This window comes from Allorhizobium undicola ORS 992 = ATCC 700741 (genome assembly GCF_000621665.1).
In the GTDB taxonomy this organism is placed as follows: domain Bacteria; phylum Pseudomonadota; class Alphaproteobacteria; order Rhizobiales; family Rhizobiaceae; genus Allorhizobium; species Allorhizobium undicola.
Genome location: NZ_JHXQ01000019.1, coordinates 34,058 through 59,651 on the forward strand (window position 1 = coordinate 34,058; position 25,594 = coordinate 59,651).

Below are 25,594 nucleotides of genomic sequence, written 5' to 3' on the forward strand. Positions count from 1 at the left end.
CGCGAAAGGCACAATGCACAGTTTTATCAGCCCACGGCGCCCTGCGTTTGACGAAACGCGGAAAGGACGAGCTAGTACTTTAAATCACCTGCATAATCCGTATCTTAAATCGAGTCCGATTTAAGGAATGATGCAGCAAGCCCGACCGCTCGATGCATCACTTCTTGTCCGTGGTGGCCCGCATACCGAACCACTTGTCCTTTACTTCTTCATAATGCACTTCCGGATGATACTCGGCCACCTGGAGGCCCTGGCTCTTCACTGTCAAGGCGCCGGTCGCCGCCAGAACGGCATAGCTGGCAACAACCTGATTGCTCTGATAGGTCACAAGGCTTTCCTGCGCCTCCAGCACCACCTGCTGGGCGTTAAGAACGTCCAGCGTGGTTTTCTGGCCAACATTGCGTTCCTCGATCACGCCTTGAAGAGCAAGCTTTGCCGCTTCAACCTGCTTGCGGCCGGAGGAAATGGCAGCCGTTGCAGCCTCCATCTGCGCATAGGCGGACGTAACCTGCTTCTGCACGCTAAGGCGGGCCACATCCACCTGCAATTCCTGCGCGCCGACATTTTCCTTGGCCTTGCGGATCTGGCCATATTCCGAACCGCCCTGATAGATCGGCACCTGCACGCGCGCGGTAATGGTGGCGGCGGAATAGTCACGGTCACTGGAAGGGCGGTCATCGGTGACGTGGCGGCCCACTGTTCCCTGAAGCGAAACACCCGGCAGCATGGAGCCTTCGGCCGATTTCACCTGATACTGCGCCGAGGAAACGGCATGTTGGGCGGCAAGCACGCTGGGATGCTGCATCATGCCAAGCTTGACGGCGCTATCGAGGTTGGCGGGCAAGGCCTTGGTGGCTCTTGCGGGCTGTTTGACTCCCTTGGGCGCCTCGCCCACGATCTGCACATAGGTTGCCTGGCTCTGCTTGAGCTGCGCAATGGCGGCGGCAAGCTGGGCCTGTGCGCCTGCCAGCTGCGCTTCGGCCTGCGCCACGTCGGTGCGGGTGCCCTCGCCGACCTGCAAGCGGGCCTGCGCGGCGCGAAGCTGTTCCTGAAGGAATTTCAGGTTCTGGCGACGAATATCCTCGATCTGCTGGTCGCGGGCGACATCGCTATAGGCTTCGGCGGCGGAATAGAGAATCTGGATTTCATTGGCGCGCAGGCTCTCACGGCTGGAAAGCACGTTCGATTCGGCGGAGCGCACATTGTTGAGGGTCTGGAACCCGTCGAAAATCATCTGGGTCAGGACCAGCTGGTTATCGACCGTATAGAAACTGTTCGAAAGCCCTTCGGCATAGGGCTTGAAGTGCCCCGTCGAGCTTTGCACGGCCGTACTCTGGAAGCCCAGCGTTGGCCGGAAACCTGCCTTGGCGATCGTCACATTCTCATCCGTGGCGCGCAAAGCCGCGCGAACGGAATTCAAATCGGGATTGTTGGCGTAAGCCTTTTCCATCGCCCCGAAAATGGTATCGGCGCTTGCGCTCAGCGGCTGGCCGAAAAATACCGGCAAAACGGAAAGAATGCAGGCGCAACGCCGAAACCGCGCAGCAAAATGGACACGTAAAACCAAGCCAGCCACAGAATTCTCCAACCTATCATGGCAGAACAGACGGATCGCTTCACCCTGCATGGCTCCGAAACCGAGATTCGCCGATCCGGATAGAACCCAGCGCGCCCAAGACTGTCAACGGAAGACATGCAGTCAATACCGACTAATTCTAGTGGAATCACCCTATCCTTGCGGGAGGGACATAAAACCAATGCCGTAAGGTTGGCGGTGCGGCATTGCGCGAAGCTTGCCGCAACTCACCCTTTTGCCGCGAGGTCACAAAAAAGGCCGGGAAATCCCGGCCCTGTTTTAAGGGTTCCCAATCCGGCTGCTGCCTTGCGGCAGGACTGTTCAGAACACGAATTCCGCCGCCTTGCGGAAGCCCGGAAGCGGGCGCACCGAGGCATTGAAGGAGGGCGTTCCGGCAACGGCGCCCGCAGCCTTGACGAACAGCGTGGCGCGGGCCGCATGACCGTAGCCGACAACGGCAAGGAGACGGCCGCCTTCCGGCAATTGGGCAAACAATGCTTCCGGCAGCTCTTCCACGGCGCCATTCACGAAAATGAGGTCGTAGGGACCTTCCTTCGCATAGCCGGCCTCAAGCGCGCCGCTGACGACCGACACGTTGGAACAGTCGTGGGCGGCAAGGTTGTCCTTCGCCTTTTCGGCAAGGGCGGCATCGCTTTCCAGCGCCACCACCTTGCCGGCGAGGCGCGACAGAAGCGCGGCGACATAGCCCGTTCCGGTGCCGATTTCCAGCACGCGATCCTGCCGGGTGATTTCAGCAAGCTGCAACAGCTTTGCCAGCGGCGACGGCTCCATGATGTAGCGGTCGGGGGCGATCTGCAAATCCTCGTCCACATAGGCCACGGGCTTCAGCGCTTCGTCCACGAAGTCCTGACGCGGCACGGAAAGGAAGGCCGAAAGCACGGAATGAGAGGTTACGTCCGTCGTGCGCAGCTGGCTCTCCACCATCTTCACGCGGGCTGCTTCGAAGTCGATCATTACGGTACCCGATCTTAAGCATGGGTTGCGTTCGAACATCGTGTTTAATCGGCGAAGGTCCGGCTTTCAAGACATGACTTCTCATCTCCCTTGGGCAAATGTGACATGGAAGGGAACAGAGCGGCAAAAAAGCAGTTCCGGTTCGGCCACGCCATGCTTCAGGAGACATGTCATGACCGATTTTCACAGATACCAGCCGGGCACCCATCCCGCCAACGCCCTGATCGTCAAGCTCTACCGCTCCGGCAACGAAATCCGGAGCCACTGCATAATTCCTTAAATCGGAATCGATTTAAGGTGAAAATTATGCAGCAGCTTTAAAGTGTTACAGCGTCCTTTGTGCGTTTGATAAAACGCACGGCGCTGTATGTGCGCAAGACAGCCGACAGGAGCGAGGACGACACGATCTTCCCCGGCGAGGAAATGGAGCCCGAAAAGGCCTTTCGTCTGGCCCGCGACCATGCCCGCGATGGAGCGCTCATCTATGTTGAACTGACGGAGGGCGTGGCATGGCGCAGCGAATGGGGGAAGCTGACCTGAACCTTCACCCGGCTTTTCCCCATTGCCAGCGCCCTTTAGCGGAAAAATGCACACGAGCTGCAATAGGGACTTGCGCTGGGTTCAGATCCGTTCTAAACGCCCTGCACCACACGCAGAAACTACCGGAACGGCCTCGTGGCGGAGTGGTTACGCAGAGGACTGCAAATCCTTGCATCCCGGTTCGATTCCGGGCGAGGCCTCCACTCTCTACCCCTCCCAGGTTCCTTCTATAGGCAAATACCGCTCCATGCCCGGAACCATTCGATTTCCGGCATAAGCGGCGTGATGACAGGCGAAGGCGTGGAAGCACTCTTTCCATTCAAGGCTGCCACGGCCTGCCGGTCCACGGCAGGCCGCGCTCAGATGCAATAAGGCAAGCTTCAGGCAGCGCCGCGATAGCTTCCCGAAGCATCGGCAGAACCATGGTTGCGCTGGTGCGGGCCACCATTGGCGGCGGCGGAACCGGGTTTGCGGATGGCCTTGCGACGGTTCAGCTTGAAGCGCGAGACGAGATTCTCAAGCTCCGCCGCGCCGCTGGCCAGAGCCGATGCGATGCTGGACATGGTTGCCACCATTCCGGTGTTCTGCTGGGTCATCTGGTCCAGCGCATTGACGGCGGTGTTGATTTCATTGAGGCTTGTGGATTGCTCGGCCGCCGCGCCAGCAATGGCATCGATATTGCCATCTATGGAGCGAACGAAGGTTTCAATATGCTTCAGCGCGCTGCCGGTTTCGCCGACAAGGCGCACGCCTTCCTTCACTTCCGCAGAGGATTTGGAAATAAGGCTGGAAATTTCCTTGGCGGCCTTGGCCGAACGCTGCGCCAGTTCCCGCACTTCCTGCGCGACAACGGCAAAGCCCTTACCCGCTTCACCCGCACGCGCTGCTTCTACGCCCGCATTCAGGGCAAGAAGATTGGTCTGGAAGGCAATTTCATCGATCACGCCGATAATGCTGGAAATTTCGCGGGACGCGCCGTCGATGCGGTCCATGGCGGCCACCGTGGCGTTCACGACATCGACGGATTTTGCCGCAGCCGTGCGCGCCTCGCCCACCATCTTGCGGGCATCGGCGGTGCGCACGGTGGATTCGCGCACCGTCACGGTAATTTCTTCCAGCGCTGCCGAAGCTTCCTCAAGCGCGGCGGCCTGCTGTTCGGAACGATGGGCAATGTCAGCCGAACTTGCGCTCATCTCGCCACTGCGGGCAGAGACCATGCCGGTCTGTTGCATGACCTGTTCCAGCGTTTCCTGGAACCTGGCAAGCGACTCGTTGAAGTCATCGCGCAAATGCTCGAATTCGGGAATGAAGGGCTCGTCGATCGTCATGCGAATATTGCAATCCGCCAGACGGCCAAGCCCGGCGCCAATCGCATTGATCGCCCTGACACGGCCCGAAACATCGGTGGCGAATTTCACCACCTTCACCACCCGGCCCTCTTCATCGAGAATGGGGTTATAGGTTGCCTGGATGTAAATCGGCGATCCATCCTTTGCCAGCCGCGTGAATTCGTTACTGAAAAATTCGCCGGCCCGCAGCCGGTTCCAGAAATCGGCATAATCGGGAGAGGCCACGTAATCCCTGTCGCAGAAGATGCGATGGTGCTTGCCGGTGATTTCGGCAAGCGAATAGCCAAGGGCCTTCAAGAAGTTTTCGTTGGCCGTCAGGATTTCGCCCTGCGGCGAGAATTCGATGATGGCCTGCGCCCGCGACAGGGCCGCAAGCTTGCCATTGCTATCCAGCGCCGCCCGCTTGGCGGCGGTAATATCGGTGGCGATCTTGACGATCTTGACCACCTTGCCGCCGCGAAACACCGGATTATAAGAGGCCTCGATCCAGATGTCGGCGCCGGATTTCGAAATGCGCTTATATTGGCGCTGATCGAAATTTCCCTGCCTCAAATTGTTCCAGAAGGCCTCATAGTCAGCCGATTGCACCTCTCTCGGATCGACGAATATCCGGTGATGCTTGCCGACAATCTCTTCCAGCCGGTATCCCAGCGCCTTGCAGAAATTTTCATTGGCATCAACGATCGTCCCATCGGGCTTGAAGGTAATCATCGCCTGCGAACGGCTCAGCGCCTTCAGGATGGCGGCGTCATTTCCCCAAAGAGTGTCGAGCGACATAATAGGTTTCTCCCAATCACATGGATCACATGCTACAGGATCATTCTTTAAGTGATAATTAATTTAGTATACGCAACTCAAGACGTGTCTGTTTCATTCAGGTTTTCCCTCGCTTGACGAAAGCACGGACTATTTCTGAAACACTCGTGTTTTCAATCTGATGCCAAGCTTTTCGCAACCTTCCATCTTCCCGCCTGGCCCGCGTTTCCGGATTTCTGCGTGCAGGCACATTCGAAACACAAGCAATCGAAGGGAACCGAAGCGCTTCCCGTTCATTCACCTTTGAACTCCATCATGTTCGGAAGGACGATGTTCCATGGCCCAACAACGGCCCTCGACGAACGGCCGCGACGATGTCGTTGAATATATCCCCGCACTGAGAGCCTTTGCCCGCACCTTTTGCCGCCAGCCGGAAGAAGCAGATGACCTTGTGCAGGAAACCCTCATGAAAGCCCTGGCCAATCTGGATAAATATGAGCCAGGAACAAAAATGAAGTCCTGGCTTTTTACCATTATGCGCAACACCTATTGCACTCGCGCCAAGAAGAACAAACGCGAAAGCGTGGGCGTGGACGAAAGCATGGTGGAAAAGCTCGTGACGCAGCCATCGCAGGAATGGTCCGTTCATGCGCGCGAGGTGCAATCCGCACTGGAAAGCCTGCCGGTGCATCATCGTGAAATTCTGGTTCTGGTGCTGATGCTGGGCGAGACCTACGAGGACGCCGCCGAGATCTGCGGCTGCCCTGTCGGCACGGTCAAAAGCAGGTTGAACCGCGCCAGACGGCAGTTGCTTCTGGCCCTGAACGAGCCGGAAGCACAACCGCTGGACAGCGTGGATGCATGATGACGATCACGTCACAACCGGCTCGCCCAAAATCCGGCTGTCTTCCCAAAATCCGGCCACCTCAATGGGTTGACGCGGTACTGACGCCAGCCTGATCGAAGGTGGCCATGCCGGCATGGCAAGCCGCCGCCGATTTGACGATACCGGCTGCAAGTGCGGCCCCGGTCCCCTCGCCCAGCCGCATACCCAGCGCCAGCAGCGGCGTCTTGCCCAGCTTGTCGATGGCCCGCAAATGCCCCGGCTCTCCCGAAACATGGCCGATAAGGCAATGGTCCAGCGCGGAAGGATTGGCGGCCTTGAGAATGGCCGCCGCAGCCGTGGCCACATATCCATCGATCAGCACGGGAATACGCTCGACCCGCGCCGCCAGAATAGCGCCTGCCATGGCGGCGATTTCGCGCCCGCCCAAACGCCGCATCACTTCCAACGGGTCGGAAAGATGATCGCGATGGAAATGCACCGCCGTCTTCACTGCCTCGATCTTGCGCTTCAGCATATCGCCATCCGAGCCGGTGCCGGGGCCGACCCAATCCTCCGCCGCACCGCCATAAAGAGCAAGATTGATGGCGGCGGCAATGGTGGTGTTGCCAATGCCCATTTCGCCAATGCACAGAAGGTCGGTGCCACCCGCAATGGCCTCCATGCCGAAGGCCATGGTTGCGGCGCAATCGCGCTCGGAAAGAGCTGCCTCGCAGGTAATGTCGCCGGTGGGGTAATCCAGCGCCAGATCGAAAATCTTCAGGCCGAGATCGTGCGTCACGCAGATCTGGTTGATGGCGGCACCGCCTGCGGCGAAGTTTTCCACCATCTGCTGCGTGACGGAAGGCGGATAAGGCGTGATGTTATGGCGCGCTACGCCGTGATTTCCGGCAAAGATCGCCACCAGAGGCCGCGTGACCTGCGGCGCGCGTCCGCTCCATGCGGCAAGCCACATGGCGATTTCCTCCAGACGGCCAAGCGCCCCAGCCGGTTTGGTCAACTGCCGGTCACGGGCGCGCGCTGCCGCCAGCGCATGGGTATCCGGGCCGGGCAGATCCCTGATCAACGTGCGGAAATCATCAAAAGGCAGGCCGGTAACGCTCATTGCTGTGGCTTTCTCGTCTTCTTGCAAATCGGGCTGGGATATGTGGAATTGAGTTTTGGGATGTGTCCTCGCCCACCCGAAGCTGAATATGCACATATCCTCGAACGGTGCCCTTCTTAACGGCAGGCATTGACGGCAACAACCGAAAAAGCATGGAAGCCTGCCGCTCGCAAATTTCCCTCACCTGTCCTACATGAAAGAAAACGGCTGCCGGGAGGTCGCATGAAAAGCAAGGACATGATCGACGATCTCGCCCGTTCGCTGGCATTTCTGAGCCGTTTGCCCGTATCCCCGCGTTTCTTCGAGGGGCATGACGGGCGCATGGACCGCAGCGCGCGGGCCTTTGCGCTGGCGGGCGCGGTGATCGTGGCCCCCGTTGCCCTGTTTATGGCGCTGATGGCGGGTACATCGGCAGGCGCCCTGCTTTCGGCGCTTTCAGCCCTTGCCCTGCAAGCGGCACTGACGGGTGCCCTGCATGAAGACGGGCTTGCCGATACGGCCGACGGGCTGGGCGGCAACCTGCCACGCGAGCGGGCGCTGGAGATCATGAAAGACAGCCGCAACGGCACCTTCGGGGTTCTGGCTCTGGTGTTTTCGGTTGGCTTGCGCGCCGCCGCCCTCGTTGCGCTCCTCAATACTCTTTCTCCGATGAATGCAGCGCTTTGCCTGATCGGCGTGGGGGCGGCCAGCCGTGCGGTGATGGTGTGGCATTGGCGGGCCTTGCCTGCGGCGCGGCCGGGCGGACTGGCGGACAAAATGGGCAGGCCAAGCGAAACATCATTGCACACGGCGCTGCTTTCCGGCCTCACCATTGCAATCGTCACCGTCGGACCGGCAACCTCGGCGCACGCATTGGCCAGCGCCCTTGTGGCAACGGCCTTTGCCGCCTATGGCTTCAATCAGTTCGTGCGGCACAGGCTTGGTGGCCACACGGGCGATACGATCGGCGCCATGCAGCAGATCAGCGAAATCGTCGCGCTTGGCGCCCTTGCCGCAACGCTTTGAACAGGACGCCAGGCCATGCCCGTATCCTCGCCCTGCATCGGCATCTGCCGTATCGATCCAAAAGCGGGACTCTGCGAAGGCTGCGCCCGCAGCCTGGCGGAAATTGCCGCCTGGTCCAGCCTTTCCGAAAGCGAAAGACGCCAGATCATGGCCCTGCTTGCAGGCCGCAGCGCCAGCACGCGAGAGGCAGGCCGATGAGCTTTTTCGTGCTTCTGCTTGTCTTGCTGCTGACGGCTGGCCTTTTGCTGGCGAACCGCGACAGCGGCTTTCTCCAGAACCTCAGCGATGACCAGCTTGGCGGCCTGCTGACGCTTTTGCCCTTTGCGCTGATGTTGATGGCGGCACTCTTCGCCAGCCGCAAATCCCTTGCGCGCAATCTCGGCTTCCTGTCCATGTGGGCGCTGATCGCCCTTGGTCTTCTGGCGGGCTATCAATACCGGCAGGAACTTGCACTGATAAAGGATCGCCTCGTCAGCGGCCTTCTGCCGGGCCATACGGTGGTAACGAATGCCAGCGATGGAACTACGGAAGTCCTGCTGCATCGCGGGCTCGACAACCATTTTTCCGCAAAGGTGGAAACGAACGGCGCAAGCCTCAGCATGATGGTGGATACGGGCGCAAGCTCCGTGGTGCTGACGCCGGAAGACGCCGCCCGAGCCGGGATCGATCCGCAAAGCCTGCGCTACATCACCCCGGTCATGACGGCCAATGGCTCGGCGATGGCCGCTCAGGTCCGTCTCAAGCGAGTAGCCATCGGGCCGATCGTGCGCGAAAACATCACGGCCCTCGTAACGGAACGCGGCAGGCTGGAGCAAAGCCTGCTGGGCATGAGCTTTCTTTCCACCCTCGACACCATCCAGATCCGTGCCGACGAATTGCGGCTGCGGGATTAAAAATTGGTGAAAGAGAAAACGGGGCGATTGCGTGAATGCCTGAAACACGCAAACGCCCCGAAGTTTCGCTGCTTGAAAAACGGCAGCCAGGCTTGAAAATTGATTCGTAAAGCAATTGAGCATTCTCAGGAGAATGGCCGGTATAGGCCAGCCTACGCGGTCTGATAATGAGCGCGGAGAGCCTCGAACAGCGTGACCTGTTCGCCGATCAGCGCCTTTTCGGCATCGCGGCGAACAAAGACCTTGAACATGGCGTGGCCCTCACCATTCATGAACCACACCGAAAGTGAACGGCGTCCGTGAAACATCCGGTCCACGAAGGTAATGGAGCCGCAGCGTTCCAGCCGGATGTGACCGCCAATGGGGCTGTCGCCATGGACATTGAACCAACCATGACCTTCCGAACCGGGCGGCAGGCGGCCAACCACCTCCAGCACGATGTCGGCGGTATGCACGATCATCAAAACCTCGCCGAAGCCGCCCAGCCGCTCCCAGATGGGCTGGAAGTGTTCGGCGGGCAGCGTCACGGCGCTGCCTGCGGGCAGAAGCGAGAGAATCTGCGCGGGCGTTACACCTGCCTCGCCGGCAATGGTTTCCACCACGCCATCGGGCTTCTCGGCCAACAGCGCGCGCGCCCGTTCAAGGGCATCAGGTTGAGATGTTGTCTGCATGGCCACCTCAGGCCGCAACCGGCAGCCGGTTGCCGTTGGCATCTTCGTGCTGAATCACCTGAAAACCTTCGAAATGCGGCCCGCTCAGATATTTCACCGGCGTTTCGCCCGCCCGCGCATGGGCCGCACGGAACTGCTCCGAATGCGTCCAGGCCTTGAAGCTTTCCTGCGTGGCCCAAACGGTGTGTGTCGCATAAAGCGTGTGGTCGTCGGCCTTGGGGCCTTTCAGCAGGTGAAATTCCAGATAGCCGGGAACTTCCTTCAGGCGGCCTTCACGCTCGCGCCAGACAGCTTCGAAAGCCTCTTCGTAACCCGGCACAACACGAAAACGGTTCATCGCAATATACATCTTCCCATCCTTTCCGGAAAATGGCGCGCCGCCATCGGCGGCAATCCTGCCTGTGTTGCCTTCCTATTAAAACTTGTGCATAATAGTCAAGTTAAATGTCCGGCTTCGGATGCCGCCTCCTCCCGCATCCCCGGCCTGCATCGGCATGTTTCAGGAATCCATCGATGACAAAGAAGATTATCGCCTCCAGGCTGGCTTTTGCCCTGTTCGCCTCCCTGCCCCTCCTTGCCCCATTTTCAGCTTATGGCGAAAACTACCCGCAGGCGCGCCGCATTGTTTCCGTTGGCGGCACCGTTACCGAAATCCTTTATGATCTGGGCGCGGGCGACCGTGTGATCGCGGTGGATACGACAAGCCTCTACCCGCCAGAGGCAAAGAGCAAGCCGAATGTGGGCTATATGCGCCAGCTTTCGGCCGAAGGCATCCTGGCCCAGAAGCCGGACCTCATCATGACCGAGGCGGGATCAGGCCCGCCGGATGCGCTCGCCCTTCTGAAAAGCAGTGGCATTCCGCTTGTGTCCATCGATGCACCGCCCGGCGCGCAAACCGTCGCAGAGCGTATTCGCGCCGTGGGTGAGGCCGTCGGCAAGTCCGCCGAGGCCGATAAGCTCGCCCGCGACGTGGATGCCAGATTGCAGGCACTGCAAGCCACGCTTGCCAAATCCACGGCAGAGAAAAAGAAGGTCCTCTTCGTTCTTTCCATGGCCAATGGCCGGGTGATGGCGGCGGGACGCAACACGGCTGCCGATGCGATGATCCGCCTTTCCGGCGGCGTGAATGCCGCAGGCGCCAGCGAAGGTTACAAGCCCATGAGCGACGAAGCGCTGATTGCCGCCGCCCCGGACGTGGTGTTGACCATGCAGCATGGCGCCCAGCCGATTTCGGCAGCGGACGCCTTTGCCCTGCCAGCCCTTGCGGCAAGTCCTGCCGCCAAAAACAATGCCTTCATTTCCATGGACGGGCTTTTCCTGCTTGGTTTCGGACCACGCACGCCGGAAGCCGCGCGTGAACTGGCCGAAAAGCTTTACCCGCAAGCGGCAATCCGCTGATGGCGGCGTTCGCCTCTCCCTTTCCGGGCCTGACCGGCAATGGCGACCGCTCGCGGCTTGGCGCACTCATGCTCGTGGCGCTGGCACTGCTGCTGGCAGGCGCCTGCCTGGGTTCGGTCGTCACCGGCCCGGCAAGTGTCGGCATGGGATCGCTGATTGCCTATCTTTCCGGCAGCGGGGCGCTGCCGGAACAGGACAGGATCATTCTGGAGGCCGTGCGCCTGCCGCGCACGGCGCTTGGCGCACTCATCGGGGCGGGCCTTGGCCTTTCCGGCGCCATCATGCAGGGGCTTTTCCGCAATCCGCTGGCCGATCCCGGCATTGTCGGCGTCACCTCTGGCGCAAGCCTGTTCGCGGTCGCGGCCATCGTTCTGGGCGCAGGTCAGCTTGCCCCGCTTCAGACCTTGCTGGGCGGGGAATTTCTGCCCGTCATGGCCTTTTGCGGCGCGCTGCTGACAACCGGCCTGCTCTATCTCATCGCCAGCCGCCACGGGCACACCTCCGCCACATCGCTTATCCTTTCCGGCATCGCCATTGGCGCCATGAGCATTGCCGCGACGGGTTTTCTCATTTTTCTGGCCGATGACCGGGCGCTGCGCGACATCACCTTCTGGAGCATGGGGTCTCTTGGCGGCGCAAATCTTGCCAAATGCCTCTCCGTCCTGCCGTTTCTCGCCGCGGCGCTGGCCTGCCTGCCGTTTTTGTCACGCGGGCTCGATGCGCTGGTGCTGGGGCCTGCCGCCGCTTTCCACATGGGTGTCCCGGTGCAACGGCTGAACAGGCTCTGCATTCTCTCGGTTGCCGCCGCCTGCGGCGCCTGCGTGGCCGTGGCGGGCTCCATCGGCTTTGTCGGCATCATCGTGCCGCATCTTTTGCGGCTGGTGATCGGGCCGGTTCACCGTTACCTCCTGCCGGCCTCCGCCCTTGGCGGGGCAAGCCTGCTGCTTGCGGCAGACAGCATCGCGCGCACCGTGGCCGCCCCGGCAGAACTGCCCATCGGCATCGTCACCGCGCTTATCGGCGCGCCCGTTTTCCTCGCCCTGCTGCTGACCGGCAAGGGCCGTGATCTTATGGAGGGCTGAATGATCGAGGCACGCAACCTCATGCTCCGGCGCGGCGGCAGGCAGCTCGTCAACACTATCGACCTTGTGCTGACACCAGCCAGCTTCACCATCGTCATCGGGCCGAACGGAGCTGGAAAATCCACCCTGCTCAAGCTTCTCTGTGGCGATCTCAAGCCCGATCAAGGCAGCGTGCTTTACGATGAGTGCGAAATTTCGCGCCTGAGCCCGCAAGTGCTTGCCCGCAAGCGGGCCGTCCTGCCGCAACAGTCCAGCCTCGCCTTTCCCTTCACGGCGCTGGAAGTGGTGCGCATGGGGGCCGCCGCCCATGGCGCGATAAATCAGGAAGAAGCAGCCCATGCAGCGCTGCGCCGCGTGGGCCTTGAAGGCAAGGCAGGCCAACAATACCGGCTGCTTTCCGGAGGCGAGCAGCAGCGCGTGCAGTTTGCCCGCGCTTTGGCGCAAATTCCGGCCCCACGCATCGATGGCCGCGCCACCGCGCTGTTTCTCGACGAGCCCACCGCCAGCCTCGACCTTGGGCAGCAGATCGCCCTATTGGACACCGCCAGACAGTTCGCCCGCGAAGGCGGCATCGTGTTTGCCGTACTGCACGACCTCAATCTGGCGGCGGAATTTGCCGATCACCTCGTGCTGCTGCAACAGGGCCGCATCATCGGCCAGGGCAGGCCGGAGGCCGTGGTGCGGGAAGACGTCATTCACGCCGTCTACGGACTTTCCGGCGCGGTTGGCCGGGTGCCGAGCACCATTCCCTTCGTGCTGCCACAGGCACGCCACGCCGCCGCCTGAAACAGCAATCGCTTTCCGGCCGGAACTTCATCCCACGCCAGCGCTTTTCCACGCGGCGGGGCTTTCCGTCATGGAATTGCCCCGGCCCATGTTTTACAGAAAATGCGGGCGCGGCATCGATTCGCCGTCATCAGGCCTTCAGCGTCTTTGCGTCGGCAGCGAATTTACAGGTCAGGGCACCCCGTTTGCGGGCCTTGCCATGAAAGGGTAGTGGGAAACGTGACGAACAGGTTCTTCATTCGTATTGTCCTTGTCTGTCTCATTGCCTTTTCAGCAACAGCCATCCATGCCCCGCTGCTGACACCGGCTTTCGCGCAAGACAGCCTGTTTGCCCCCGATGACCCTGTGAGCCAGGCGCCCCAGACGCTGGCCAAGGCCCAAAAGCAGATCGATGCCACCAATGCCGCCCTTTCCAAACCCACGGAAGACGACCGGCAGCTTACCACGCTGAAATCCCAGCTCGACGATCTCCAGGCGCAACTCACGGCACTGCGTGGCGACGTGCAACCGCGCGCAGACGACATTGCCAACCGCCAGAAGGAAATGGGCGACCCGCCAAAGGACGGCCAGCAGGAAGCCAGCGACGTCACCCAGCAACGCAACAAGCTGGCGGCCCAGAAAACCCAGATCGCCACGGTTATCAGCCAGCTCGACGATGCGTCGAACGCCATCAACGCGACCTCCGCCAAGATCACCGCCATCCGGCGCGATCTCTTCACCCGCGAACTGATGACGCGCACGGATGTGCCCTTCGACCGGCTGGCCGCTGCCGTGCAATCCATCGTGCCGGAAATGAAACGCTTCGCCGAGTTGATCGGCGGCTGGGCGGGGTTTGCCTGGCGTTTCAAGAAGGTTCAGCTTGCTTCTGCCCTGCTGCTGTCGCTGGTGCTGGCCGTAGGGATGCGCCTCACGCTCAATCGGATTTTCGGACCCGTCATCCAGCGCGCAAGCGTCGAGAACGACCCATCCTATATGAGCCGCTTTTCGCTGGCCTTCTGGGTCACGACCATTCCCACGCTCGCGGTCAGCTTCTTTCTCACCAGCAGCTATTTCTTCCTGGAAGCCTTCAACGTGCTGCGGCCGGATATTTCGCCCATTGCCGGCAGCGTTATGGCCTTTGCGGGTCTCGTCTACTTTGTCTTCCGGCTGGGGGACGCCCTTTTCCAGCCCTCCAAGCCAAAATGGCGGCTGGTCCGGGTGACAGACCGCGGCGCAAAGCTGTTGCTGGCCGCCCTTGTCGGCATGTCGGTCATCAACGGGCTGGATTATGTCTTTGGCTCGATTACCGAGACCCTGGGCTCGCCGGTCGATCTCACTGTTTTCAAGGGCTTCGTCTCCTCCTCGCTCATCGGCTGCATTCTCTTGGCCATGTCCTTTGCCCGGCCTCTCGTGCCGAAGGGCAAGGAAGCGCAGGCAGCGGGCCGTGGGCGGCCATGGCACCGCTCCACCGCCCTTGCCATGCGTCTTTGCGGCATCGGCATCATTCTGGCCAGCGTCAGCGGCTTTATCGGGCTTGCCCGCTTCATTTCCACCCAGCTCATCCTGACCGGCGGGGTGATTGCCACCATGTATATCGGCATCCGCTCCGGCCGGGCCGTCTCGGAGCGTGACCGTTTCGCCGATACGATCATTGGCCGCTACCTTCAAAGACGCTTCAACATGGGGCCGGTGGCACTGGATCAGGTGGGTATTGTCGCAGGCCTGCTCATATACATGTCGGCGCTGGCTTTCGGCATTCCGCTCATCATGATGTCCTGGGGCTTCCAGCCACCGGATATACAGACATGGTTCTACAACCTCTTTGTCCAGATCAATATCGGCGGCATGAGCATCTCCATCGTCGGGATCTTCAGCGGCGTGGCGATCTTCTTCGTCGGTCTGGTGCTGACGCGATGGTTCGAAAAATGGCTGGACGGCAACGTCATGGCCCGCTCGCAGGTGGATGCGGGCGTTCGAAACTCCGTCAAGACATCGGTAGGCTATTTCGGCGCCATCATCGCGGCGCTGATGGCGCTTTCCGTGGCCGGTATCAATCTTTCCAGCCTTGCGCTGGTGGCTGGCGCGCTCTCGGTCGGTATCGGTTTCGGCCTTCAGAACATCATTTCCAACTTCGTCTCCGGCCTTATCCTGCTGATGGAACGCCCCTTCAAGGTGGGCGACTGGGTGGCCACCGGCACCAGCGAAGGTTTCGTGCGCCGCATTTCCGTGCGCGCCACGGAAATCGAAACCTTTCAGCGCCAATCGATCATCGTGCCCAATTCGCAGCTCATCAACGCATCGGTGGGCAACTGGACGCACCGCAACAAGCTGGGCCGGGTGGACGTGCCGGTGACGGTAAAGGCTGGCAACGATCCGCGCCGCATGGTCAACCTGCTGAAGGACATTGCCACCAATGTTCCCGGCGTACTGCGCAATCCCGAACCCGTGGTGGTGTTCAAGGACTTCAACGAGGCCGATCTGAACTTCGAGGTCCGCGTTTATGTTGCCGATATTCTCAGCGGCCTTTCCGTGCGCACGGAATTGCGGCTGGGCGTGTTCGAGCGCTTCAAGCTGGAAGGCATTTTGCAGGAAGACCCGCCAGCCGAAGAAGACGCCGAACTGGTGGATGGCATACTGCCGCAGACCCTGCCGCCTGAGGGCGATGACAAGACACCCCGCAGCGTCAAGCTCGGCCGCCTTGTCCTTGGCGTTGCCGCCCCCAGCCATTTCGATCCGCGCCATATCATGCATCTGCTGAAGGACATTGCCGCTTCCACACCCGGCATTGCCGAAAGGCCGGAGCCGCGCGTGATCTTCAAGGATTTCACCGAAGCCGAATTGCAGTTCGAAATCCGTGCCTATGTCGAGGATCTGCGCGACGGGCTTTCAGCCCGCAACGACCTGCGGCTGGCGATTTTCCAGCGCTTCAAACAGGAAGGCATTCTGCATGAAGCCGCTCCCGCCATTGGCCACGAACTGGTGAACGAGCAGGAATAGGCGTTGCCTTCAAACACGGCCTGGATTTTTTGATGCTCCAGGCTTTTTTACGCATTTCCCGGTGAAATGATTTAACACCGCCGCACCGCGAAAACGGCCATGTCCAGCATGAACGAACCATCCGGTTCAATTGCGAAGACCTGCTGAACCTCCGGCGCCGCCGCCTTTTGCAGCAGCCGGATGGCATCCACGAGGGGCTTTGGCGTGGCCATGCGGGCAATCCAGCTTGCAAATTCCATGCGCGTGCGAAACATGTGGCACCGCTCTACGCCGAACCCTGCCCGCGCCAGCTTCTCATGCCATTCCGCCGCGCTGTAATTGCGCACATGCGAGGTATCGCGCAAAAGTTCAATCGTCTGCAAATGGGTATCGAGCAGCGGTCTTCCCGCCGCGATCACATCCACGAACACCGCGGGACTTGCCCGTTTCAGCACCCGCGCCGCCTCCCGCAACCCGGCATCCACATCCTGCCAGTGATGGGCACTGAAGCGGCTGGCGACGAAATCAAAGGAGGCGTCCTCGAAGGGCAAAGCCTGCACGGAAGCCTGCTGCACATGCAGATTGGCAAGGCCCCTCTGGCGCGCCACCCCGGCAACAGCCGCCAGCATGTCACTGGACAGATCCACCGCCACCACTTCATGGGCATGGGCGGCCAGCGCGTAAGCCACATGACCACCACCGCAACCCAGGTCCAGAGCCTTTGCAGGCCTGATGTCACCCGCCAATTGCGCGATATGGCGCAGGTCTTCGCCAGCGGCATGAACGGCACTTTCGACATAGGCCGCCGCTCGTGGGCCGAATTGTGATTGCACGTGATGGTCGTGAGAGGTTGAACTTTCAGTTCCGGTTGGTGTCGCCATGAATCCATTCCTGCTAATAAATTGCGAGGGTTACTGCATAATTCCTTAAATCGGAATCGATTTAAGGTGAAAATTATGCAGCAGATTTAATGCGTTACAGCGTCCTTTGTGCGTTTGATAAAACGCACGGCGCTGTAATGTGCGCCGTTTTCAGCGCTGCGAGCCCATGATGACTGAAATTTATACTGGTACAATATAACACTTTATCCTATCATAAGAACTGACATGCTTGAGCTGGAACAGCGTAGACTGCTTGGAGAATTTGTCCGGTCCCATCGGGAAAGACTGGTGCCTGACGGGCTTGCCGGGCGCAGACGGACACCGGGACTTCGCCGCGAGGAACTGGCGGAACGCGCCGGGATAAGTCCCACATGGTGCGCCTGGATTGAACAGGGCCGCCAGGTGCAGGCCTCACCACAGGCGCTTGCGCGGCTTGCCGTGGCACTTGAACTGACACAGGCAGAGCGCGCCTATCTTTTCGAAATGGCCGACCGGCGCGACCCCGACAGCCAGCAAAACGAATATGGACAGGAGGCGCCTGCCTCCGTGATTGCCGCCGTTTCAGCCGTTCCTCATCCGGCCTATGCGCTGGACAGATACTGGAACGCCTGCTCGTGGAATTCCGCAGCCGCCGCGCTTTTTCCCGAATGGCTTGCACAGGAGGCCAGCGAGCGCAATGCCATGCGCTTCGTGTTTTCCCACCCCGCTGCCCGGCAGATCATTATGGATTGGGAAGGCCGCACCGCCAGCATGATGGCAGAGTTTCGCGCCGATTACAGCCATGCCCAGCGCGACCCTCTCTTCAGGGATCTGGTAGAGGCCATGCGCGCCGAAATCCCTCTGTTCGAAACCGTCTGGCAGCAGCAGAATGTCATGGAGCGCGAGGGCGGTGAACGGGCATTTCGCCATCCCGAACGCGGCATCCTGCATTTCCGGCAATTCAACTATCGCCCCGCCGACCGTCCGGATTGCAGGCTGGTATTGCTCTTCCCGGTCTGACGATGCTTTGCCTCGCCTCTTTTGTTGTTTGTTTTTCAGTTAGCCACAAGGTCTACTGCATAATTCCTTAAATCGGAATCGATTTAAGGTGAAAATCATGCAGCAGATTTAAAGTGTTACAGCGTACTTCGTGCGTTTGATAAAACGCACGGCGCTGTAAAGCCTGTCGCGATATTTCAGATTCGCTCCTGACGCTTTACGTCATTGTTTTGTCGCATGTCGTTATCGCAAAACCGCTGCACACTTTTGCGCGACATGCTTCAGCGATTGCACCGCACCAACTTTACCGTTTTCTTGTTTCATTAAGCATCGATCCCGAATCCGTTTTTCAGATTAATATTTCAGCAATTGATGATTTTTATATTGCCCTCAGATCACTAATTTTTGAAGGCAAGCCATGACCTATCTCGGCGTTTCCGGAATGCAATACTCCGGCGAAAAGTTTCCGGATGCCCGTATTATCGTTGCAGAAGACTCCAATGTCTTCACTTCGATGATCCGCCAGAGATTGAAAGAGATCTTCAATATGGATGTGGAAATCTGCCGCACCTATGAAGATCTGATGATGGCCAACGAGCTGAACGACACGCCCGTGACGCTTGCCATTTCCAATATCAACCTTCCGGGCGCCGAAAACGGCGAAGCGCTGGAATATCTGGTGGATTGCAATATTCCCACCATCGTCTTTACCGGCACCTTCCACGAGCAGACCCGCGAGAAGCTGCTCTCGAAGGATATTGTCGATTATATTCTGAAGGACAATGTCTTTGCCGTCGAGATGCTGGCCGAATCGGTTTGCCGCTTCCTGACCAATCACCGCCATCACGTGCTCATCGTCGATGACAGCCCCACCGCCCGCGCACTGCTTTCCAGCCGCCTCAAGCGCTATAACTTCCGCGTCAGCACGGCCGACAACGGTGCAAAGGCTCTGGAAACCCTGAAGGCCAACCCGGATGTCGGCCTTGTGGTGACGGACTACAACATGCCCGACATCGACGGTTTCGAACTGACACGCCGCATCCGCGCGGTGCGCGGCTCGCACGAGTTGCGCATCATCGGCGTATCTTCCTCCACCGATCGCCTGCTTTCCGCACGCTTTCTGAAAGTTGGCGGCAATGACTTCATGCTGCGGCCCTTTATCGATGAAGAGTTCTATTGCCGCGTCAACCAGAACCTCGACACGCTGGTCCAGATCCGCGCCGGACGCCAGAAAAGCTCGGCAGCAGCCTGAGAAGAACCCGGTATAAGTTTCGGACATATTTCACGTTTTAAAACCGTCTGCCGACCGGCAGGCGGTTTTTGTGTTTGTATAAAAACAAATGATAAATTCCGCGGGCACCGTTGTGCCAGCGCGGCAGCACCTGCTTCTGGGCGAAAGCGGCGCGCTACACATTTTCGGCAAATGCTCTATATTGCAACCTGCTCCAGCGTTTGCTTCTCCGGCAGGGTCGGCGCTCGTCCTGTGGTCATGCACGGGGGGCCAATCCTTGTCATCCCTCCAGCCCATGCGGATCGAATGTCAGCCATTATTTCCATTGAAAACCTGCAAAAGACATATGCATCCGGTTTCACGGCCCTGAAAGGCATCAGCCTCGACATTGCGGAAGGTGAAATTCTCGCGCTGCTCGGCCCCAACGGCGCGGGCAAGACCACGCTGATTTCGATTATTTGCGGCATCGTTCAGCCTTCTTCCGGCAAGGTGCTGGTTTCGGGCCATGACGTGGTGCGGGATTTTCGGCAAACACGTGCGCTGATCGGGCTTGTCCCGCAGGAATTGACCACAGACCAGTTCGAAACCGTGTGGAACACGGTCAGCTATTCACGCGGTCTTTACGGCAAGGGCAAGAACCCCGCCCACATCGAGAAGGTGCTGCGCTCTCTCAGCCTCTGGGAAAAGCGCGACTCCACCCTGCGCCAGCTTTCCGGCGGCATGAAGCGCCGCGTGCTGATTGCCAAGGCGCTGTCGCACGAGCCGAAAATACTGTTTCTCGATGAACCCACCGCAGGCGTGGACGTGGCGCTGCGGCGCGAGATGTGGAGCCTTGTGCGGGATTTGCGCGACAGCGGCGTCACCATCATTCTCACGACCCATTACATTGAAGAAGCAGAGGAAATTGCCGACAGGGTGGGCATCGTCAATGGCGGTGAACTGGTGCTGGTGGAGGAAAAAACGGCTTTGATGCGCAAGCTGGGCGCCAAACAGATGCTGCTGGAGCTGGCCGAACCGATGAAAAGCCTGCCCGGCAGGCTGGATGACTGGAAGCTCAGCCTTGCCCAGGAGGGCCGCCGGATCGTCTACGATTATCAGCCCCAGGCCGATCCCGACGCCCTCACCCGGCTTCTGGCCGCGCTGGAAGCCTCCGGCGTTCAGGTCACGGATATTTCCACCCGCCAGACCTCGCTCGAGGATATTTTCGTTTCGCTGATTGGGGATGCCAAGCCATGAACTTCCACGCCATTTCAGCCATTTACCGCTTCGAGATGCACAGAATGGTGCGCACGCTGCTGCAAAGCATCGTTTCGCCGGTGGTATCCACCTCGCTCTATTTCATCGTCTTCGGAGCGGCGGTCGGCTCAAAAATGCCGGTCAATATGGAGGGCGGCTATGGCAGCTTCATCACGCCCGGCCTCATCATGCTGGCCCTGGTCACGCAATGCATCAGCAATGGCGCAAACGGCATCTATTTCCAGAAATTCACTGGCACGATTTATGAAGTCCTGTCAGCACCCGTTGCCATGAGCGAAATTCTGATTGGCTATGTCGGCGCCGCCGCCACGAAGGGCGTCATTCTCGCGCTCATCATCCTTGCCACGGCCACGCTGTTTGTTGACCTGCGGATCGATCACCCGCTGCTGATGCTCGGCTTCATGGTGCTGACGGCGCTGTGTTTCAGCCTCGCCGGCTTCATCATCGGCATCTGGGCACAGAATTTCGAACAGCTCAGCCTTGTGCCCATGCTGGTCATCCCGCCCCTCACCTTCCTGGGCGGCACATTCTACTCGATCGGCGATCTACCGCCCTTCTGGCAAACTGTCAGCCATTTCAACCCGGTCTTCTACCTCGTCAGCGGCTTCCGCTGGAGCTTTTTCAGCAAGGCCGACCTAAACCCGCTTATCAGCATAGGCATGGTGCTGATCTTCATGACGCTTTGCCTCGCCATTGTCACCTGGATATTTCGCAGCGGCTACCGCCTGAAAAACTAGGGTATGTGGGTATTCAACGTTGGGCGGACTGCAAACGGTAATTTGCTGCGCTCCCGGTGCTCATGTACATTAAGTACACTCCGCTCCGGTTCTCGCAAATCACCGTTTTCGCCTCGCCCAACGTCGAATCCCCACATACCCTAGAGAATACGGCTCTTGGAACAGGACATAACTCTTGTCCGTAGCGCCTTGGATAGAGCCGCCCAAGGGATGCCGAAACTTGAGTCGCAATCGCCCAAACCGCAGTTATCCACAGTAATCCACAGCTATTTTTGCAAGATTATGCGAACAAACAGAGAATATTGCACTCGAAGCGATGGAACAAAATGAGATCGGCAATTCAAGCGTGAAATGGTTGAATCACAGCTATGCAAATCTTCAACCGGCTCAGAACCACTAACAAAGCGAACGGGGTGTTGTGATGGCTGCGCACCTGCAAAATTTGCAGCATCATCGACCACGGCTTCCAGACTGCAAACGCAGTCATGAAACACTACCACGCCCTGCATAAAGCACTGACTGATAGCGCCGGGGCGGAGATGGACAATTGATCTGAGGAAGTTACGTGGCGACTCTCAGACTTACTGACGACGGAGAACACACCTTCCCAATACGCGCATAGCAATCGCGCAAGAGCCGAAAATTAAGATTTGAGCAAAAAAGCGGAGAGGCAAGGAGCCCCAAAAATCAAGCCCTGCTTTCACATAATTAAAATACGGGGCGACCACCCTAAACGACGCAGCCATTGCCACACAAGCTAAAACTGGCCACAGTTTTGAAGCGCAAAATGCAATCACGATTACTGCAATGATGAAAGCAACCCAAACTGGGTCGTGCGTAGAACCAATGAATGTACCGAGTACAACAGCAAAAAATGCCATTGCGCTCCACGAAGCCTCACCCAACAGTGCTCCTAAAAAATCCATTCTTGCCACTCGACATATCCATCAAACAAAGCAGCTCCATATCCATAAAATCAGATACAGGATGGTCGGAAACATGTCGGAAATTGGTCGGAAACACCAGCTAAGTCATTGAAAAATGGTGGGTGATGTAGGGCTCGAACCTACGACCCGCTGATTAAGAGTCAGCTGCTCTACCAACTGAGCTAATCACCCGCCTTTTTGTGCGCCGCCGTGTGTTCCGGTGGCGTGAGAGGGCATATAAAGGGGTTATCCCGCCTTGTCCAGCCGGGTTGGCGAAAAAAACACGTCAACTGCGGGAGAAAATTGCATTTATCCATCAAGCCTTTGAATATTATACAAAAAGACGTCCTGAAGCAATCATCGTCGCCTGACCGCCGATCCGGGCGCGAAACAGCTTTCCTTCCTTGGTGTCGATATGAAGATGGATGAAGGAGGGGCGGCCCATTTCCACGCCCTGCTCCACCAGCAGCGGGTGGTGGCCATCCGGCAAGGCATCGAAATGCTGGATAGCGCCGGAAAGGGCCGCGACGGCACCGCCCGTCGCGGGATCTTCCGCGATGCCCATATCGGGTGAAAACATGCGCGCGTGGAAATTCGCGGCGTGGTGAACCCCGCCCCGGCAATAGACGAAGGCAGATGTCAGCGCACCCTCACAGAAGGGGGCAACCCGCTCCCACAGATGCGGATCGAACTCCACACTTTCCACGCAGCCAAGATTATGCACGGGTATCAGCAGAAATGGCACACCTGCTGTCCAGATGGAGGGAATGTGGTTCTCGAAGCCAAGATCGCTGACTTTCAGACCAAGCGCATCCGCAAGCCCCTGCCGGTCCAGCGGTAGATGGATGCTGGAGGGCACGAGGGGCAGGTCGAATTCGGCAAAGCTTGGCTCGTTTTCCCGAAGGCTCACGGCGCAGCGCACCGGGCCAACCGTTTCCTCCAGCACGGAAACGAGATCGAGCGGTGCGCTGTGTTCGTTTCGCGCCCGCTCGGCAAGCGCAATTGCCGTGCCGACCGTGGGATGGCCGGCAAAGGGCAATTCCCGGCCGGGCGTGAAAATTCTGACGCGGGCTGCGTGAGCCGGATTTTGCGGCCTTAAAACGAAGACCGTTTCGGAGAGGTTGAACTCCCGCGCAATCGACTGCATGGCCTCATCGGTCAGGCCCTGCGCGTCGAACACCACCGCCAGCGGATTTCCACAAAGCTTCTCGGCTGTGAAAACATCGTAAACGCAGTAATCCCTGGCCAATCACGCCTCCATGCAACGCCACAATCCGGCATGACACCGTATATCAGCGAGACTGCACGACTGCGCAAAAACGCGCAAGCTGCATCGTCAATCTGCAAACAACCAATGCAGCAGCGGCTTCATGGCCGGATTGAAGGGATAGCGCCCTTCATCGCCCCGGCGCAGCAGCACGGGACGGGCAATTTCCTGCTCATGATCGGTTTCCATATGGCGGTAAATCGCCTTTTCCACCTGATCCGCCGTCAACGGCATCCGGAAGATCCTGAAAAGCGTTACCCGCCGCCCCAGACGCAAGCCGCGAAGCGCGCCATCCGCCTCGGCCATCCCAAGGTCCAGGCCGGTTTCTTCCCGCACCTCGCGGCGCATATTGGCCTCTATATCCACCCTGCCGTCCACCACGTCTTCCAGCTCCAGAGAACCCGCCGGGCAATAGACCTGACCGGGATTGGCCGTATGCGCCGCCATTTCCACCGCCACCAGCGCATTATCCGCCGTGATGATCACCGGAAAACAGAAGACATGATAGCCCGTTTGCAGCGCCGGACTGCGCCGCCAGTAAAGCATAGCAGCATAGGGCGTATCATGGGCCTGCCCGCAAAGCCGTCCCTGATGGATGCCAAGCGTGGAAAACAGCAGGAAACGGCCATTGAACAAGGCGGGATTGGCGGCAACCTCCTGCTCCCAATTCGCGGCCACCGCCTCGCGATGCGCCGCCAGAAATGGATGCTCGCCCGCAAGAACCTCAAGCGCCGCCGAGGAAAGGTCAAAGATCTCGCCCTCCGCAGGCCAGGTTTGTAATTCGTCGCGAAGGGCATCCATGCTCGTCTCCTGCTTGCCTTATGACCGGCTCTCACTTTTCGGCCGATGGGTTTTTTCATCGCATCGGATTGCCCGAAAACCGGTTCCCACTTTTCGGCCGATGCTTTTTTTCATCGCATCGGATTGCCCGAAAACCGGTTCCCACTTTTCGGCCGATGCTTTTTTTCATCGCATCGGATGATCCGAAAACCGGTTCCCACTTTTCGGCCGATGCTTTATACCCGCGCCCCGCTGGCAAGCAGCCGTCCAAGACGCGCAATGCCTTCCTCGATCATCGCCTCATCGGCACGCGAGAAGGAAAGGCGGATGGTATTTGCCCCGGAACGATCGGCAAAGAAAGCCTGACCGGGTACGAAAGCCACCTTTTCGGTTTTGACAGAGTGCGCCAGCAGTTCTGCGCCATCCATGCCCTCTGGCAATGTCAGCCATATGAACATGCCGCCTTCGGGCCGCGTCCATTGCACGCTTTTGGGCATATGCCGCTCCAGCGCCGCCAGCATGGCATCGCGGCGGGCGCTGTAGGCCGCCTTGATGCGGGCGATCTGGCCTTCGAAGATTTCCCCGGCAACGCGGGCAATGGCAATCTGGTTGAGCGAGGGAGAATGCAGGTCCGCGGCCTGCTTCATCAGCACAAGCTTGCGGATGACCTCGCCGCTGGCGACCACGAAGCCAACCCGCAGCCCCGGCGCAAGGGTTTTGGAAAACGAGCCAAGATAAATCGTCCGGCAGTTCTCGATCGAACCCTTCGCGGCAATCTCCAGCGCCAGCACCGGCGCCACAGGCTCACCGTCATATCGAAGGTTCTGATAGGCCGCATCTTCAAGAATGGCCACATCCAGCTCTTCGGCCAGCGCCAGAAGCCGCTCGCGGCCGCTCCGGTCAATCGTTTCGCCGGTCGGATTGGCGAAATCGGGAGAAACATAGGCGAATTTCACTTTGCCGCCACAGGCAGCCGCCTTTTCGCTGTAGCTTTGCGGCGTGCGGTTGCCGGCAACCGAAAGCTGGTCAAAATTCGGCTCATAGGCATTGAAGGCCTGCAAGGCGCCGAGATAAGTGGGCCAAGGCACCAGCGCCGTATCCTGCGGGGACAAAAACAGCTTGCCCAGATAATCCAGCCCCTGCTGCGAACCGGAGGTGATGAAAATATTGTCCACGCCGCAGGCAATGCCAAGCTTTGCCATTTCCCCGCTCAGCCAGCGCCGCAGCGGCAGATAACCCTCTGAAACCGAATATTGCAGCGCCGAAGCCGCCTCGCCATCGGCAAAGATACCCGCAAACGCTTTTTGAAATGCTTCGGCCGGGAAAAGATCGGGATCGGGAATGCCACCGGCAAAGGAAATGATTTCCGGCTGATCCAGAAGCTTCAGCAGTTCCCGGATTTCAGAGGCGCGCATTCGCGATGCGCGCGTGGCAAGAAGTTGATCCCAGTTCACCATCGATGTTTCCTCCAGGGTCTTAAAGCATTTCCAGCAAAAGTATATTCGGTTTTGCGTCCGGAAATGCGTCGAAACAGACAGTTAGAGCCTTTCACCGTTTCCGTGAAACAGTGAAAGGCTCTAACGCAAATCCATGCGTCTCAAT

General features: G+C 59.0%; 24 protein-coding genes and 2 tRNA genes. 14 read left to right on the forward strand and 12 right to left on the reverse strand.

The features are described from left to right. Window positions 1–157 precede the first annotated feature (157 nt). Window positions 158–1,519 carry a TolC family outer membrane protein gene (locus tag T424_RS0115565; protein ID WP_027488541.1) on the reverse strand — a complete coding sequence of 454 codons (1,362 nt, stop codon included), beginning with the start codon at window positions 1,517–1,519 and terminating at the stop codon, window positions 158–160. A 378-nt stretch (window positions 1,520–1,897) separates the two neighbouring features. Then, window positions 1,898–2,551 (reverse strand): protein-L-isoaspartate O-methyltransferase family protein, encoded by a 654-nt coding sequence (locus T424_RS0115570; protein ID WP_027488542.1) that lies wholly within the window; start codon window positions 2,549–2,551, stop codon window positions 1,898–1,900. A 369-nt stretch (window positions 2,552–2,920) separates the two neighbouring features. Between T424_RS0115570 and T424_RS22915 the strand changes: the two genes are divergently transcribed. Both T424_RS22915 and T424_RS0115580 read left to right on the forward strand, forming a co-directional pair. After that, window positions 2,921–3,091, forward strand: coding sequence for a hypothetical protein (locus T424_RS22915; protein ID WP_169737303.1), 171 nt, complete (start codon window positions 2,921–2,923; stop codon window positions 3,089–3,091). A 129-nt stretch (window positions 3,092–3,220) separates the two neighbouring features. Further along, window positions 3,221–3,294 (forward strand) — tRNA-Cys (locus T424_RS0115580). A gap of 177 nt (window positions 3,295–3,471) precedes the next feature. Here T424_RS0115580 and T424_RS0115590 read toward each other — a convergent pair. After that, a complete protein-coding gene (locus tag T424_RS0115590; protein WP_027488543.1) occupies window positions 3,472–5,217 on the reverse strand; it encodes a methyl-accepting chemotaxis protein in 1,746 nt (581 codons plus the stop codon). A 316-nt stretch (window positions 5,218–5,533) separates the two neighbouring features. Here T424_RS0115590 and T424_RS0115595 point away from each other — a divergent pair, with 316 nt between their 5' ends. Beyond that, window positions 5,534–6,061: a sigma-70 family RNA polymerase sigma factor gene (locus tag T424_RS0115595; protein ID WP_027488544.1), complete on the forward strand. Its 528-nt coding sequence runs from the start codon at window positions 5,534–5,536 to the stop codon at window positions 6,059–6,061. A 61-nt stretch (window positions 6,062–6,122) separates the two neighbouring features. Here T424_RS0115595 and cobT read toward each other — a convergent pair whose 3' ends face one another. Then, window positions 6,123–7,145 (reverse strand): nicotinate-nucleotide--dimethylbenzimidazole phosphoribosyltransferase, encoded by a 1,023-nt coding sequence (gene cobT, locus T424_RS0115600; RefSeq protein ID WP_027488545.1) that lies wholly within the window; start codon window positions 7,143–7,145, stop codon window positions 6,123–6,125. Between the two features lie 222 nt (window positions 7,146–7,367). Here cobT and T424_RS0115605 point away from each other — a divergent pair, with 222 nt between their 5' ends. Genes T424_RS0115605 through T424_RS0115615 form a run of 3 tightly spaced genes read left to right on the forward strand, consistent with a single transcriptional unit; the run spans window position 7,368 to window position 9,043 of the window. After that, a complete protein-coding gene (locus tag T424_RS0115605) occupies window positions 7,368–8,150 on the forward strand; it encodes an adenosylcobinamide-GDP ribazoletransferase (protein ID WP_027488546.1) in 783 nt (260 codons plus the stop codon). A gap of 15 nt (window positions 8,151–8,165) precedes the next feature. Beyond that, on the forward strand, window positions 8,166–8,348 hold the full coding sequence (locus tag T424_RS0115610) for a DUF1289 domain-containing protein (protein WP_027488547.1): 183 nt from the start codon (window positions 8,166–8,168) through the stop codon (window positions 8,346–8,348). Next, a complete protein-coding gene (locus tag T424_RS0115615; protein ID WP_027488548.1) occupies window positions 8,345–9,043 on the forward strand; it encodes a retropepsin-like aspartic protease family protein in 699 nt (232 codons plus the stop codon). The genes T424_RS0115610 and T424_RS0115615 overlap by 4 nt, the downstream gene beginning before the upstream one ends. A gap of 152 nt (window positions 9,044–9,195) precedes the next feature. Here the strand turns inward: T424_RS0115615 and hutX are convergent, their stop codons facing one another. Beyond that, complete coding sequence (gene hutX / locus T424_RS0115620) at window positions 9,196–9,714, reverse strand: heme utilization cystosolic carrier protein HutX (protein ID WP_027488549.1); 519 nt, start codon at window positions 9,712–9,714, stop codon at window positions 9,196–9,198. A gap of 7 nt (window positions 9,715–9,721) precedes the next feature. Next, window positions 9,722–10,063: an antibiotic biosynthesis monooxygenase family protein gene (locus tag T424_RS0115625; protein ID WP_027488550.1), complete on the reverse strand. Its 342-nt coding sequence runs from the start codon at window positions 10,061–10,063 to the stop codon at window positions 9,722–9,724. A 164-nt stretch (window positions 10,064–10,227) separates the two neighbouring features. Here T424_RS0115625 and T424_RS0115630 point away from each other — a divergent pair, with 164 nt between their 5' ends. The 4 genes from T424_RS0115630 (at window position 10,228) to T424_RS21285 (ending at window position 15,956) form a co-directional block, all read left to right on the forward strand. Next, window positions 10,228–11,112: a heme/hemin ABC transporter substrate-binding protein gene (locus T424_RS0115630; RefSeq protein WP_245269593.1), complete on the forward strand. Its 885-nt coding sequence runs from the start codon at window positions 10,228–10,230 to the stop codon at window positions 11,110–11,112. Continuing rightward, window positions 11,112–12,194: a FecCD family ABC transporter permease gene (locus T424_RS0115635; RefSeq protein WP_051559055.1), complete on the forward strand. Its 1,083-nt coding sequence runs from the start codon at window positions 11,112–11,114 to the stop codon at window positions 12,192–12,194. Before T424_RS0115630 ends, T424_RS0115635 begins: the two co-directional genes overlap by 1 nt. Further along, window positions 12,195–12,980 carry a heme ABC transporter ATP-binding protein gene (locus T424_RS0115640; protein WP_027488553.1) on the forward strand — a complete coding sequence of 262 codons (786 nt, stop codon included), beginning with the start codon at window positions 12,195–12,197 and terminating at the stop codon, window positions 12,978–12,980. A 219-nt stretch (window positions 12,981–13,199) separates the two neighbouring features. Next, entirely contained in the window at window positions 13,200–15,956 is a 2,757-nt protein-coding gene (locus T424_RS21285; RefSeq protein WP_245269596.1) for a mechanosensitive ion channel domain-containing protein, read from the forward strand. Between the two features lie 71 nt (window positions 15,957–16,027). Here the strand turns inward: T424_RS21285 and T424_RS0115650 are convergent, their stop codons facing one another. Then, window positions 16,028–16,816, reverse strand: a complete 789-nt coding sequence (locus tag T424_RS0115650; RefSeq protein WP_037068006.1) for a class I SAM-dependent methyltransferase — start codon at window positions 16,814–16,816, stop codon at window positions 16,028–16,030. Window positions 16,817–17,041: 225 nt separating this feature from the next. Here T424_RS0115650 and T424_RS0115655 point away from each other — a divergent pair, with 225 nt between their 5' ends. The 4 genes from T424_RS0115655 to T424_RS0115670 all read left to right on the forward strand — a co-directional run bounded on the left by T424_RS0115655 (window position 17,042) and on the right by T424_RS0115670 (window position 21,019). Further along, a complete protein-coding gene (locus T424_RS0115655; RefSeq protein WP_027488555.1) occupies window positions 17,042–17,815 on the forward strand; it encodes a helix-turn-helix transcriptional regulator in 774 nt (257 codons plus the stop codon). A gap of 397 nt (window positions 17,816–18,212) precedes the next feature. Then, the gene (locus T424_RS0115660; RefSeq protein WP_027488556.1) at window positions 18,213–19,046 is read left to right on the forward strand and encodes a response regulator; all 834 of its coding nucleotides are present in this window, start codon (window positions 18,213–18,215) and stop codon (window positions 19,044–19,046) included. A 285-nt stretch (window positions 19,047–19,331) separates the two neighbouring features. Then, window positions 19,332–20,261 (forward strand): ABC transporter ATP-binding protein, encoded by a 930-nt coding sequence (locus tag T424_RS0115665; RefSeq protein ID WP_027488557.1) that lies wholly within the window; start codon window positions 19,332–19,334, stop codon window positions 20,259–20,261. Next, window positions 20,258–21,019, forward strand: coding sequence for an ABC transporter permease (locus T424_RS0115670; RefSeq protein ID WP_027488558.1), 762 nt, complete (start codon window positions 20,258–20,260; stop codon window positions 21,017–21,019). The genes T424_RS0115665 and T424_RS0115670 overlap by 4 nt, the downstream gene beginning before the upstream one ends. Window positions 21,020–21,600: 581 nt before the next feature. Here the strand turns inward: T424_RS0115670 and T424_RS22665 are convergent. From T424_RS22665 to T424_RS0115695, 5 genes are all read right to left on the reverse strand, one after another. Continuing rightward, window positions 21,601–21,954 (reverse strand): hypothetical protein, encoded by a 354-nt coding sequence (locus T424_RS22665; RefSeq protein ID WP_154664956.1) that lies wholly within the window; start codon window positions 21,952–21,954, stop codon window positions 21,601–21,603. Window positions 21,955–22,061: 107 nt separating this feature from the next. Further along, window positions 22,062–22,137: transfer RNA gene (locus tag T424_RS0115675), tRNA-Lys, on the reverse strand. A 139-nt stretch (window positions 22,138–22,276) separates the two neighbouring features. Beyond that, the gene (locus tag T424_RS0115680) at window positions 22,277–23,194 is read right to left on the reverse strand and encodes a PhzF family phenazine biosynthesis protein (RefSeq protein ID WP_027488559.1); all 918 of its coding nucleotides are present in this window, start codon (window positions 23,192–23,194) and stop codon (window positions 22,277–22,279) included. Between the two features lie 87 nt (window positions 23,195–23,281). Further along, window positions 23,282–24,013: an NUDIX hydrolase gene (locus T424_RS0115685; protein WP_027488560.1), complete on the reverse strand. Its 732-nt coding sequence runs from the start codon at window positions 24,011–24,013 to the stop codon at window positions 23,282–23,284. Between the two features lie 215 nt (window positions 24,014–24,228). Beyond that, window positions 24,229–25,449 carry an aminotransferase-like domain-containing protein gene (locus T424_RS0115695; RefSeq protein ID WP_027488561.1) on the reverse strand — a complete coding sequence of 407 codons (1,221 nt, stop codon included), beginning with the start codon at window positions 25,447–25,449 and terminating at the stop codon, window positions 24,229–24,231. Between the last annotated feature and the right edge of the window lie 145 nt (window positions 25,450–25,594).